Origin of the sequence: Chryseobacterium sp. HR92 (genome assembly GCF_045689405.1) — a bacterium.
GTDB lineage: Bacteria > Bacteroidota > Bacteroidia > Flavobacteriales > Weeksellaceae > Chryseobacterium > Chryseobacterium viscerum_A.
This window is the reverse complement of sequence record NZ_CP139139.1, coordinates 604,113-617,382: the sequence shown is the minus strand read 5'-3', so window position 1 is coordinate 617,382 and position 13,270 is coordinate 604,113. Positions and strand designations below refer to the sequence as shown.

At 37.3% G+C, this 13,270-nt stretch carries 10 protein-coding genes and 8 tRNA genes; all 18 read right to left on the bottom strand.

Features of this window, described 5'->3' with window-relative positions; all coding sequences use genetic code 11:
- Positions 1-2: 2 nt before the first annotated feature.
- Positions 3-650 carry a hypothetical protein gene (locus tag SFA27_RS02780; protein ID WP_047379254.1) on the bottom strand — a complete coding sequence of 216 codons (648 nt, stop codon included), beginning with the start codon at positions 648-650 and terminating at the stop codon, positions 3-5.
- A 13-nt stretch (positions 651-663) separates the two neighbouring features.
- The gene (locus SFA27_RS02775) at positions 664-1,284 is read right to left on the bottom strand and encodes a hypothetical protein (protein WP_047379255.1); all 621 of its coding nucleotides are present in this window, start codon (positions 1,282-1,284) and stop codon (positions 664-666) included.
- A 660-nt stretch (positions 1,285-1,944) separates the two neighbouring features.
- Positions 1,945-2,487 (bottom strand): transcription termination/antitermination protein NusG, encoded by a 543-nt coding sequence (nusG, locus tag SFA27_RS02770; RefSeq protein ID WP_047379257.1) that lies wholly within the window; start codon positions 2,485-2,487, stop codon positions 1,945-1,947.
- Positions 2,488-2,506: 19 nt separating this feature from the next.
- The gene (gene secE / locus SFA27_RS02765) at positions 2,507-2,713 is read right to left on the bottom strand and encodes a preprotein translocase subunit SecE (RefSeq protein WP_045501119.1); all 207 of its coding nucleotides are present in this window, start codon (positions 2,711-2,713) and stop codon (positions 2,507-2,509) included.
- Positions 2,714-2,725: 12 nt separating this feature from the next.
- A tRNA-Trp gene (locus SFA27_RS02760) sits at positions 2,726-2,796 on the bottom strand.
- 56 nt (positions 2,797-2,852) lie between these two features.
- Positions 2,853-4,064, bottom strand: a complete 1,212-nt coding sequence (tuf, locus tag SFA27_RS02755; RefSeq protein WP_034687396.1) for an elongation factor Tu — start codon at positions 4,062-4,064, stop codon at positions 2,853-2,855.
- A gap of 252 nt (positions 4,065-4,316) precedes the next feature.
- Positions 4,317-7,415, bottom strand: a complete 3,099-nt coding sequence (locus SFA27_RS02750) for an efflux RND transporter permease subunit (protein WP_407296137.1) — start codon at positions 7,413-7,415, stop codon at positions 4,317-4,319.
- 70 nt (positions 7,416-7,485) lie between these two features.
- Positions 7,486-8,571 carry an efflux RND transporter periplasmic adaptor subunit gene (locus SFA27_RS02745; RefSeq protein WP_407296134.1) on the bottom strand — a complete coding sequence of 362 codons (1,086 nt, stop codon included), beginning with the start codon at positions 8,569-8,571 and terminating at the stop codon, positions 7,486-7,488.
- A gap of 4 nt (positions 8,572-8,575) precedes the next feature.
- A complete protein-coding gene (locus SFA27_RS02740) occupies positions 8,576-9,817 on the bottom strand; it encodes a TolC family protein (protein WP_081995547.1) in 1,242 nt (413 codons plus the stop codon).
- Positions 9,818-10,037: 220 nt separating this feature from the next.
- Positions 10,038-11,402 carry an ATP-binding protein gene (locus SFA27_RS02735; protein WP_407296131.1) on the bottom strand — a complete coding sequence of 455 codons (1,365 nt, stop codon included), beginning with the start codon at positions 11,400-11,402 and terminating at the stop codon, positions 10,038-10,040.
- On the bottom strand, positions 11,403-12,083 hold the full coding sequence (locus tag SFA27_RS02730; RefSeq protein ID WP_047379264.1) for a response regulator transcription factor: 681 nt from the start codon (positions 12,081-12,083) through the stop codon (positions 11,403-11,405).
- A 256-nt stretch (positions 12,084-12,339) separates the two neighbouring features.
- Positions 12,340-12,411: transfer RNA gene (locus tag SFA27_RS02725), tRNA-Thr, on the bottom strand.
- A 42-nt stretch (positions 12,412-12,453) separates the two neighbouring features.
- Positions 12,454-12,526: transfer RNA gene (locus tag SFA27_RS02720), tRNA-Gly, on the bottom strand.
- 86 nt (positions 12,527-12,612) lie between these two features.
- Positions 12,613-12,693: transfer RNA gene (locus SFA27_RS02715), tRNA-Tyr, on the bottom strand.
- Between the two features lie 20 nt (positions 12,694-12,713).
- Positions 12,714-12,787 (bottom strand) — tRNA-Thr (locus SFA27_RS02710).
- A gap of 88 nt (positions 12,788-12,875) precedes the next feature.
- Positions 12,876-12,948, bottom strand: a tRNA-Gly gene (locus SFA27_RS02705).
- A gap of 88 nt (positions 12,949-13,036) precedes the next feature.
- Positions 13,037-13,117 (bottom strand) — tRNA-Tyr (locus SFA27_RS02700).
- Positions 13,118-13,136: 19 nt separating this feature from the next.
- Positions 13,137-13,210, bottom strand: a tRNA-Thr gene (locus SFA27_RS02695).
- Between the last annotated feature and the right edge of the window lie 60 nt (positions 13,211-13,270).

Sequence of the window (13,270 nt, the reverse complement as noted above, 5' to 3'; positions counted from 1 at the left end):
TTTTATTGAAGCCCTAGAGGCGTATTTGTTGATACTCCTGAATAAGCCGGTGAAGCAGATGCTGAAACTGAACCATTGAAAGTTCCCCAGTCTTTAACTAGTGACTTTTCAAAGACATTCAGGGTAAGAGTCCATGTTCCATTTTGAGATGAAACGGTACCGGCTCCTTTAAAACTTAAATTAATCGCATGGTAATTTTTGCCTCCACTTGCTACCTGAGTAACTTCAGTAGAATAAGAACCAAATGATTTTGGGTTGGTTGTCGTATTAGCCGCTGACACCGCTCCTGTAAAAACAGCACCTGTAATTGCCACTACATATTTACTTACATCTAATCCTGTATTGAGATTTACAACTTCATCCTGTCTCACATTTTTCAATACAACATTATACATATTTACAGGGGCTACATTACGGAGCGATATATCCAACAGCTTTACCTTACCTACCGGTGAAGTATCTTTTGAACGGGTAAGAAGAAGATAGTTTCCGCTTGCCTTCGTATTTTCAGTATCTATTAAATAGGACTCTACCAATGTTTCTCCTTCCACGTCTAGAGTTCCTTTGGGAGTATTAGTATTAATTCCAACTTGTGCATTAATGCTTAAAGCAGCAAACCCTGTAAAGAGTATCGCAATAATTTTTTTCATAAAATATTTGTTTTTATTGAATTAATGGAGCTGCAGCAGCACCGGTTGTTGAAGCATTAAGGCTTTGTGTTGAGTTAAAATCTTTGGCATATGATCTGTCAAATACCAGCAAATTTAGTGTCCAGACGCCTGTAGGAAAAGAGCTATCAGGAGAAAATCCCTGGTAATCTGCTTTAAGTTTCCATGTTCCACCTGAAGAATAAGCAAAAATCTGCGGCACTGGTGTAAGCCAATCTGCAGAAAAAGTTCTTGTAGGCTGTGTAAATCCAAAAGAAGAAATTACTACCAAAAATTTACTAGAATTGATCTTTGTGTCAAACTGATTTACCCAATCCTTATCTGAAGGATCACAGGTAATTTTAAATTGAACAAGATTAATTGGTGCCGGAGAATTGGGTACAAATGAATCGTTGTACGCTGTAATTTTGTTTTCCGGAGCTGGAGATTTGATAATGAAAGTGTAATTCTCATCCGCTTTCAGTTTCTCCAAGGGTTGCTTGAAAACAACTCCTGATGTCTTCATTGTACCGTTCACGGTAAGTTCTTTTTCCGGGTTCGCAGTATTGATACCAACCTGCGCACTTGCGAGTACAGACGTACCCACCAGAATGACCATCGAAATAATTTTTGTCATTGGGTTATGTGTTTATATAAGCTTGTGTTTTGAGTAGCTAATCCAAACTTTACATTTATTTAAAAAACATAGAATTGCCATACGCCTGTAAACAGTGTATGAAATAAAAAAACATAAAATTTTATGGATTAGTTAACAGCTTGGTTGCAAGAACTATGCCAGCTGAAAATAAATTGAAGAATTGGATGGAACTTTAAAGCAAAAAATTTTCCAAAGAAAGCAATTAAATTAAAAAAATTCCTTGTACAAGAAATCAACAGGATACCTGTAGTAAAAGGCAATATCATAATTTTTTTTAATCTTATTCAAGAAAAAAAACATTGAAATGTATTTTCAATCATTTTTATCCTGTTATCTTTTATGAAGCTATAACATACTGCGGCATCCAGTATTATAATTTAAAATGGTAAACTATATACAATTCGCACATTATCATTGACTACATCGAATCTTTGATTTCTGACACATGCTGAAGGTCTGCGAACGGTGTTCAAAGAATCACTCATGAGTCTTAGATTCTTCATTTCACTGCGTTACATTCAGAATGACAGAGTCATAATAAGATGGCAGAACTAATGTAAATTGTATATAATTATAAAGTATTATAAAAGCAAAAAGACCGCTTAATAGCAGTCTTTTTTATATTTCTATAAGTAATTTTTATACTTTTTCTACTTGCATGTAGCTTAGTTCCATTGGAGTTTTTCTACCGAAGATCAATACAGAAACTTCAATTTTCTTTTTGTCTTCAAGAATCTTCTCAACTGTACCATTGAATCCGTTGAAAGGTCCATCGATTACTTTAACGTTTTCACCTACTACATAAGGAATTTCAACATCGCTTGCAAATTCTGAAAGTTCATCCATTCTTCCAAGCATTCTGTTAACCTCTGATTTTCTCATCGGAACAGGATCACCTCCTTTAGTTAAACTTAAGAAAGAAATAACTCCGGGAATATTCTTGATAACGTGAGGAATTTCTCCCATCAGGTCAGCTTCAATCATCAAGTATCCAGGGTAGTAAGGTCTCTCTTTAGGAACTTTTTTTCCGTTTCTAATTTGAATTACCTTTTCCATAGGAATAACCACTTGAGTAACGTATTGATCAAACCCTAGACGTTTGATTTCTGTCTCAATATAGTTTTTCACTTTATTTTCCTGTCCGCTGATAGCTTTCAGCACATACCATTTCAATTCGCTCATTATGGGAAAATACTTTTAATTAATTGAACAAGTTGATTAGCATTCCTATGATGTTGCTGATTGATTTAGAAAACAATTCATCAACTCCAAAAGTGAATAATGCCAGAATCACTGTCGCAATAGTCACTACAATAGTAGATGACTGAAGGTCAGCCCACTTTGGCCATTCAACTTTATGTCTGAATTCGTTATAAGAACCTTTTAAAAAATCGACAAATGAACTCATAATTTATATTTGCACGGGCACAAGGATTCGAACCCTGATCAACGGTTTTGGAGACCGGTATCCTACCATTGGACGATGCCCGTAGATAAAAAGGCTTCCGAGAGTTTCCTTTCGGAAGCCTTTATTTATTTTTAGATAATTAGTCTAAGATTTCAGTAACCTGACCTGAACCAACTGTTCTACCTCCTTCTCTGATCGCAAATCTAAGACCTACGTTAAGAGCGATTGGTTGTAACAATTCTACAGTGATCTCTAAGTTATCACCAGGCATTACCATTTCTACACCTTCTGGTAAGAAGATTTCACCTGTAACGTCAGTAGTTCTTACGTAGAACTGAGGACGGTATTTGTTGTGGAATGGAGTGTGACGTCCACCTTCTTCTTTAGAAAGGATATAAACAGAAGCTTTGAATTTTTTGTGTGGCTTAACTGAATCTTTCTTAGCGATAACCATACCTCTCTTGATGTCAGTTTTTTCAATACCTCTCAACAATAGACCTACGTTATCTCCAGCTTCACCTCTATCTAGGATCTTTCTGAACATCTCAACTCCTGTAATAGTAGAAGTTAATTTTTCGTCACCCATACCTACGATATCAACTGGATCACCAGTGTTGATAACACCAGCCTCGATTCTACCAGTTGCTACAGTACCTCTACCTGTAATAGAGAATACGTCTTCGATTGGCATCAAGAATGGCTTTTCAGTATCTCTTGGTGGTTGCTCGATCCAAGTATCAACAGCATCCATCAATTCTTCAACGCTCTTGAACCACTTATCTTCTGTGTTAGCAGGAGATGCAGTAGCTGCAGTAAGAGCTCCTAGTGCAGAACCTTGAATTACTGGAGAGTTGTCTCCGTCAAATTCGTAAGTAGATAATAAGTCTCTAAGCTCCATTTCAACAAGCTCTAATAACTCTGGATCATCTACCATGTCAACTTTGTTCATGAAAACAACGATTCTTGGTACGTTTACCTGACGGCAAAGTAGGATATGTTCTCTAGTCTGAGGCATAGGACCGTCAGTTGCAGCACATACTACGATAGCTCCATCCATTTGAGCAGCACCAGTTACCATGTTCTTAACATAGTCGGCGTGACCTGGACAGTCAACGTGAGCATAGTGTCTTTTTTCAGTTTCGTATTCGATGTGAGCAGTATTGATAGTAATACCTCTTTCTTTTTCTTCTGGAGCAGAGTCAATTGCAGAGAAGTCTTTTTTCTCAGCAAGACCTTTGCTAGCTAATACAGCAGAAATAGCAGCTGTAAGAGTAGTTTTACCATGGTCAACGTGACCAATAGTACCAATGTTCAAGTGTGGTTTGTTACGATTAAACGTTTCCTTTGCCATGATTTAAAATTATTTATTTATTGTTTTTCAAATTTTCGGTGTGCAAATATAATGAATTTTTAAATACCAAAAACTTTTTATTAAAAAAACTTTCAATATTCTCATCCAGTGAAGGACAAACCTTATATTTAACGTATTGAGACTGCAAATTTACACATTTTTCCGAATTGAAAAAAACTTTCTGAAACCTTTTATTAAAAAGCCTGAAATACAGAATATTCCAGGCTCAATTAATATATAAATGAAAGAAAATTACATGTGGCTGAGCTTTTTTGTCCGGTTGAATATCCAGAAAATAATTGGAAAAATAAGCAGTGTAAGGACGGTAGCTGTAATCAGCCCTCCAATAATGACAATTGCCAGAGGTTTTTGGGATTCCGACCCGATTCCTGTAGACAATGCTGCCGGCATCAATCCGATAGAGGCCATAAGCGCTGTCATAATTACGGGTCTTGTTCTGGATTTCACCCCATTTAGTATCGCGAAGTCTATATCGAGACCGTCTTTCACATTCTGATGAAATTCTGTGATAAGAATTACTCCATTCTGGATACAAATTCCCAGAAGAGCAATCATACCTACTCCGGCAGAGATTCCAAAATTGATTCCGGTAACATGCAATGCGATGATTCCTCCTATTAAAGCAAAAGGAACATTGGCCAATACAAGAAGAGAATCTTTCATATTTCCAAACAGGATAAACAAGAGGAAGAAAATCATCAGAATACTTACAGGTACTACCTGTGTCAATCTGTGAGAGGCCCGCTGCTGGTTTTCAAACTGACCGGTCCATCCTACAGAATAACCGTCCGGAAGCTCAATAGTTTCAACTTTTTTCTGGGCATCGGCAATTGTACTTCCCAAATCTCTGTCACGGATTGAGAATTTAACCCCGATATATCGCTTGATATTGTCCCGATAAATAAATGCAGCTCCATTATCCTTAACAATGGTACTTATTTCTTTTAAAGGAATCTTTGATCCATCCTGTGTAGGAACCATCAAAGCTGCAATATCGTTTTCATTGGTTCTGTATTCCTGAGAATAGCGCAGACGGATCGGGAACTTCCTTTCGCCATCAAACATTTCTGAAGCGGTTTTTCCGCCAAAAGCCATCTCCAATACGGCCTGTGCATCTGCCGGCATTACACCATAAGCAGCCATTTTATCTCTATCCAGTACGACACTTACTTCCGGCTGGCCGATATTTTTAATAATTCCGGGATCTTTTACTCCTTCTACATCTTTAATTTTTAATAGAACTTCATTAGCTATTTTATCCAGAGTTTCCAGATTATCACCATAGATTTTGATTCCGTTTTCGGCTTTAAAGCCTGCTACTGCTTCCGCTACATTATCCGAAATCGGCTGGGAATAGTTGAAAGTTATTCCCTGATAGCTTCTGAGTTTTTTATCAATTTCATTAATCAACTCATCATAGGTGATCTTACGTTTCCATTCTTCCCTTGGTTTAAGGTTGACAGCAAACTGAACGAATCCAAATCCATTGGGGTCGGTTCCGTCATTACTTCTTCCTGTCTGCGCAAGAACATCTGTCACTTCAGAGAAACTCATAATATCTTTCTTTAAAAGATCTGCTGTTTTCAGAGATTCTTTTAATGAAGAGCTCATTGGCATTTCGGCTGTGATCCAAAGTGAACCTTCATTCAACTGAGGCAGGAATTCCGTTCCCAAAAATTTACCGGAAAATAAAGTGACTGCCAGGAAAGAAATAGCAACAATCATACTCGTTTTTTTATGCTTAAATGTTAAATTAAAGCCTTTCAAAACAATTCTATCCCAGAAATTAACAAATGGGTTATTTTTTTCTCTTACATTTTTATTTAAAAGGATATGTGAAAGAACAGGAACCAGCGTTAACGTAAATATTAATGCTCCAATTAGTGCAAACCCCAATGTAAAAGCCAGAGGAGAGAACATTTTCCCTTCTACTTTCTGAAATGAGAAAATAGGAATCAAAGAAGTAATGATGATTAATTTTGAAAAGAAAATTGCTTTCCCCAATCCGGTTCCGGTCTGCTTGATCCAGCCTCCTTTGGCGAGTTTATTAAACTTCTCCATTCCGTACCGCTTCGCTTTATGATCCAGCATTACAAAGAGACCTTCTACCATGACGACGGCTCCGTCTATGATAATCCCGAAGTCTACCGCTCCTAATGAAAGCAGGTTAGCACTCATTCCGGCCAGTTTTAAACATAGAAATGCAAAGAGTAAGGACAGAGGAATGATAATGGAAACGATCAATGTTGTTCTCCAGTCGGCCATAAAGATTAAAACGATTACCGTTACCAGAACAATTCCTTCGATAAGGTTATGCATTACGGTATGAGTAGTAAAGTCCATCAGATTGTCACGATCATAGAAAGTAACCATTTTGACGTCCTTTGGAAGTATCTTTTCGTTAAGTTCTTTAATTTTAGCCTTCACTCCCACCAAAACCTCCCTTGGATTCTCTCCTTTTCTCATCACAACAATTCCTTCTACCGTATCATCATGTTGGTTCAGGGCAGCCTGTCCTACTCTAGGCATAGAACTTTCATGAACTTCTGCTACATTTTTTACCAGAACAGGGTTTCCGCTGTCATTCTGAATGGTAATATTTCCGATATCGGCCACTGATTTCACCAAACCGATCCCTCTTACTACATAAGCCTGCCCATTTTTTTCAATGACATCACCTCCTACATTCAGGTTGCTCTTGGTAACAGCATCATATACCTGGAGCGGAGTCAGGTTGTATTTATCCAATGCTCTTGGGTCTATACTTAATTCAAAAACTTTATCCTGACCTCCGAAAACATTGATATCCGCAACTCCCGGAACACCTCTTAAAGCACGGTCTATAACCCAATTTTGCAGAGTAAGTAATGCCCTTGAATCTTTTGTTTTACTTTCAAGTGTATATCTGAAAATCTCACCGGTTGGCCCGTAGGGTGGCTGTACTTCCGGATCTACCTCATCAGGAAGGCTAATGGTTCTTAATTGGTTGTTGACCTGATTTCTGGCAAAAGTATCGTCCACCCCATCGTCAAACAGAATTTTAACAATGGAAAGTCCAAACATTGTGGTACTTCTCACACTTGTTTTCTTCTGAACCGGGCTCATCGCCAATTCGATGGGGGTAGTGACAAAACGTTCTACTTCTTCTGCACTTCGCCCATTCCATTGGGTAATGATTACAATCTGAGTATTGGTAACATCCGGGAAAGCTTCAATAGGCATATTTTTGAAACTTATAAAACCGGAGATGGCTAAAATCGCTACCCAGATAAAAGTAAATGCTTTATTTTTTAATGAAAAAGCGATTATATTTTTTATGAATTTATTCATGATAGATAAATTGATGACCTAAAAAAGCCGTTAAAGAAAAATATCAATATTCTTAATGGTTTAATTAAGACTAGCTGTTCAGTGAACGGTATATCAGCAGCTGATTGTTGGTAATCACCTCCTCCCCTTCTCTCAGACCGTCTGCAATATAGGTGACATCCCCTACCTGCTTTAACACTTTAATTTCTCTGACCTTCACATCTGTTCTTGATTTAAAAATCACTACAAAGCTCTTGTTATCATCAAAAATCACTGCTTTGGATGGAACAGTCAGCATCGTACTGCTTTCCAGGCTGGAAACTTTTATCGTTGCTTTACTGTCCGGAATGAGAAGTCCATTGGCATTATCCAATACCACTCTTGCCTGCATAGCATTGGTCTGCGGATCAATAATCTTGAATATTTTATCAATTTTCCCGTCAAAAACTTTATCCGGATAAGACAGAGTAGATACCTGAGCTTTCATTCCAAGACTGATTTTATCAATATCCGATTCGTTGACATTCATAATTGCCCATACGTTGGTAGTATTGGCAACATCAAAGATATTATCACTTCTGTCACTTCTCAGCTGCATATCTTTATTGATACTTTTCTGAACAATATAACCGTTGATGGGTGCTACCACACTGTATATATTTCCGGTTTTCACATTATAAACCGTACTTACTGCTGCAGCTCTCTGCAACTGGTCTTCGGCTTTTTGTAACTGGCTTTTTGCTTCCAGAACATCTCTTTCTGTGTTCAGTTTTCCTTCATATAATTCTTTCGCAACACGAAGATTATTTTTAGCCACTACCAGATCTGTTTTTGCATCACTTACATCTTTTTGGATTTCTGCAAGCTCAGTACTCCTGATGGTTGCCAGCACCTGTCCTTTTTTCACATAGTCTCCAAGTTCTACATTTACACTCATTACATTTCCTCCTACCAACGGATAAACATCTATATAACTGTTTTTGTCTGCGGATATCTTTCCGTAGAAGCTGTATTCATCTTCTATATTCTTTTTTTCAACTTTTGCCAAAGAAATTGAATTCAGCATTGTGTTGCTCAGCTCGAATCCCTTTTTGGCATGATTGGTTTTTTCTTCCTCTTTTTTTGAGCAGGTCAATAATGAAAGGACCATCAATACGGGGATAATATATGTTTTCATGATTTTAATAGAAGATTTTCGTTTGTACTAATTGATTAAGCTGTTCTGCTGACTGCATGATCTCATTTTTCATATCATAGATCTGAAGGGCTGTTTCCCTATAGCTATCCATAAAGTCTGTGAATTCAATCAGGTTGACATTTCCTTTTCTGAAATTGTTCAGCATTCCGTTGTATACAAGATCCATATTCTGCAGATCTGTAGTTTTGATATCCAAAAGCTGGTCATACTGAGCTTTCCAGGTTTTATACGCAGACTGAACTTTCGTCTCCAGCGTCAGTTTCTGGAAGTCAGCATTTTTCTGATTCTGCTGAATAGCATAGTTTGCTTTTATCACATTTCCCTGGTTCGCTTTCCATAAGGGTAAAGGAATTCCTAAGGTAAGGTTCGCTTCATTATTAAAAGTTCCGCCTGCCTGATCCCATGCAGCGCCTACTGTCACATCCGGTACATTCAAGGATTTCTGCCACTGTGCATATAACTTGCTGTTATCAATGAGTTTCAGATTGTATCGGTAATCAGCATTATTTTCCAGCGCTTTGCTTTTCAGTTCTTCTTCATCACCGAATGGCTGTGCTGCCAGCGATTCTTTAGCTTCAGACTCAGACATCGTAGGTTCTATTTCCTCCGAAACTCCTGTTAAAACTTTGAGATTTTGTTCAAAATCCAGAATATTTTTGCTGATCTCAAGTTTATCATGATTCAGCTGGATCACAATACTCTGTAACCTTACTGCATCTTTAAGGGAAACGTTCCCTTTTGCAGACTGTACACGATAAGCGTTTAAAAGATCATTCATATACCCTAACTGCTTATTGGTGTTCTCCAGTTTTAGTTTTTCGTAATAAAGGTTGAAGTAGGCGGAACGAAGCTGAGATCTTAAATCAGCCAGCAGTTGGGTAAACTGAAGTTGTGCAAGTTCTTTATTGGATTTGGCAAAAGCAATTTCGTTTTTCTTTTTCCCACCCATATAGATCAATTGAGTAATTCCTGCTCCTTTTGAGTGTCCCACATCAAAAATCTTTTTATCCTGGGGATTATAAGCATTGAATTGTCCGCTTAATTGCGGTAGTTCCCAGATTTTAGCCTGCAGAATATCTGCATCAGCCATATTGATGTTGTATTGTTCGGCGAGCAGCTGGAGGTTGTTCTTCTGAAAGGCTTCTTCGCAATCCAAAAGAGACATCTGCTGTTGTGCTGCCATGAATGAGGAAACGGCGAGACACAGCACTGCAATTCTGTTCATTGTTTTTCTTTTTAAATTACAAAATTGCTTTGATGCTATTAAAAGAAACTTAAATGACGCTTAAAATAAAATTAAAATCTCCTCCTACAGGCCGTTTCAAAGAAGAAAACTCCAATTAAAAGTTTATTTTATTCTCCAAGAGTTGAATTTTTTATTAAAAATTTAATCCTGAGTTTAACAAAAAAAGCAACTGGTTTTTGAGGTCAGTTGCTTTTGAATATCATTTTTTAAAAATTAAAGTGAATTTATTAATATATTCCTGAGGAGAGGAATATAGGATATCTGCGTCATGATATTCCAGAATTCTTTTAACAATCCTAAGACCTAAGCCCGATCCTGCAATATTCTGGGCATTATTTCCTCTTGTAAAAGCTTCAAACAGTTTGGTCTGCTCATCTTCAGAAATCGTATTTCCATGAGAAATAACTTCTACATAAAGATTATCATCCGTTTCGGTGATCAGGACATTCACTTCCGTATTGTCAGAATACACCGCCGCATTTTTAAAGAGATTAATAAAGACGATAACCAATAGTGATTGAATTCCTTTTATCATAAGAAAAGCATTCTCGGAACTATCTTCGTTAATAAGAAAATCCAGCTTAAGCTGTGGATAACTTTTTTCAACTGCTTCAAACGCTTCAAAGATGACTTCGTCAATCCTTACTTCCTCATAAATACTCTGAATATTTTCTTTGTCAAATTTTGTAAGCAGCAAAAGCGAGTTCGTCAAATCCGACAACTGGTACACATCCCGCTGAATCTGTTGCAAAGAAGACAGGGTTTCCGGAGAATGTTCTTCAAATTTTATGAGGTTCTCCAGCTGAAATGCCATTCTTGTAATAGGTGTCCTGATCTCATGGGAAGCACTTGCGGTAAAATCCTTTTGTGACTGAAATACATCATCCAGCCTTCCTATCATTGTATTAAATGATTTGGCCAGAACACTGACTTCATCATTAGACTGCTCAACAGGAATCTGAGTCGTAAGTTTATGCGCTGTCACTTCAGAAATTTCCTTGTTCAAATCTTCCAGTGGACGCAGGAACTTTTCCACAAAATAATAACTGAAAAAGCCAATAAGAAGAGTACTCATGGCATAAGCCGTAATCAAAAGGTATTTAAGATAACCCAACTTCGATTTCCCGTTGGTATCAAAGGCACTGGTAAGAATATAATAGTCTTCGCCATTAATAGTTCTGAGTGCAGCATAAATCTCTGGAACCGTTCTTTCCGTATAGATAATCTTCTTTTTATCCAGTTCTTTAAGCATTGCACTATCCCAAGTGACATTCCGGTCCTTGATTGTACTGTAGATTAACTCTTTTTTCTCGTTGAAAATTAAAATCTTTTCATTCAAAAGAATGTTATCTGAATTTTCATTGAAGAAAACCGGAGCTTCCTCCTCAAAGTCTTTGGATTTTGAGATGAAATGGGAAGTAAATTCAAGTCTCTGTCTGAAACGTTCTTTAAATTCATCCCTTCTGAAATCATTAAAAGATAAATAAATGACCGCCATTACCATTCCAAAAAGTAATGAAAAGGCGATACTGATTGTTAAGGCTATCTTTCTTTTTAAAGACATTTATAATGGGCTAAGGTAATATCCGAAACCTGAACGGGTATGGATCAGTTTTATTTTAAAATCTTTATCAATCTTTTTCCTAAGGAAATTGATATAGACTTCTACCGTATTGGTATTCGTGTTAAAATTATGTTCCCAAACATGTTCTGTGATCTGTTGTTTTGAAACCGTTCTTCCCTGTGCTTCCGCAAGATAAACCAAAAGTTGAAATTCTTTTAAAGTAAGGGTGATTTCATTTCCTCCACGATAGACCTTCTGCTCGGTTTTGTTGATAATAAGATCATCAATTCTAAGAATATCCTGATCTGAATTATCGGAAGGTGCTTTTCTTCTCAGCAATGAGTTCATTCTTAAAAGAAGTTCTTCAAACTGAAAAGGCTTTACCAGATAATCATCAGCCAGCCTGGTGAAGGCATCTTTTTTATCAGAGATATCTCCATAGGCAGAAATAATAATGATTGGCGTATTCTTATCAAAAGAACGGATCGTCTGGCAGACATCAAGTCCATTTATTTTAGGAACGTTGATGTCCAGCAAATACAGTTCATAAGTATTATTCTTTATCTGGCGGAGAAAAGTTTCTCCGTCATAGATCTTATCACAGTTAAAATTATTTGATTCTAAAAATCGGCAAAGTTCTGCAGACAGAATGAGATCATCTTCTAATAAAAGAATATTCATCAAAATTTATTTTACACGAATTTAACGAAAATTTTATGATTGTGATTCTAAAGATGAAGTAAAAATTTCCAGGGCATTACAACATACTATTCATAATAGATGAAAAGTGACTGAAAAAAAATGGAATGGAATCAATTTATGATTTTGTTTAAGCAGGCGTTTAACCATAAAACTTCATCAGTAACAAAATTACTTCATTCTTATTTTCAAAAAATAGGGGTAAAAAAAAATCCCGAAGAAATTCGGGAAAATTGAGAGCCAACTACGGGACTTGAACCCGTGACCTCTTCCTTACCAAGGAAGCACTCTACCGCTGAGCTAAGTCGGCATCAACTAAAAAAATCACACTAAGTAGCGTGATTTTTTTTTGAGCGGAAGACGGGGGTCGAACCCGCGACATTCAGCTTGGAAGGCTGACGCTCTACCAACTGAGCTACTTCCGCAATTTTGTTTCCAAAACTATTGGTAAACGCTGTGCAAAACTAAGAAAACTTATTTAATTTTGCAAGTTTTTTTATAATATAAAATGTGGGGAGAGCAGGATTCGAACCTACGAAGCCGAAGCAACTGAGTTACAGTCAGTCCCATTTAGCCACTCTGGAATCTCCCCAGATATTTTATATTAAAATGAGCCTCCAGAGGGATTCGAACCCACGACCCCGAGATTACAAATCACGTGCTCTGGCCAACTGAGCTATGGAGGCATTTTAATAAAAGACTGAAAGTGATTGAGAGAATCTACTCTACACATTTCAGTGTTAAAAAAAACACCTTTTTCAAGGTATTTTTTTGAGCGGAAGACGGGGGTCGAACCCGCGACATTCAGCTTGGAAGGCTGACGCTCTACCAACTGAGCTACTTCCGCAATTTTGTTTCCAAAACTATTGGTAAACGCTGTGCAAAACTAAGAAAACTTATTTAATCTTGCAAGTTTTTTTTATAAAAATATAAAGTGGGGAGAGCAGGATTCGAACCTACGAAGCCGAAGCAACTGAGTTACAGTCAGTCCCATTTAGCCACTCTGGAATCTCCCCAAAAAGTTTATATTTTATGAGCCTCCAGAGGGATTCGAACCCACGACCCCGAGATTACAAATCACGTGCTCTGGCCAACTGAGCTATGGAGGCAAATATAAAAAAGAATTCAAAAGATCACTGTTCCTTTTTTGCGAGTGCAAATATAGAACG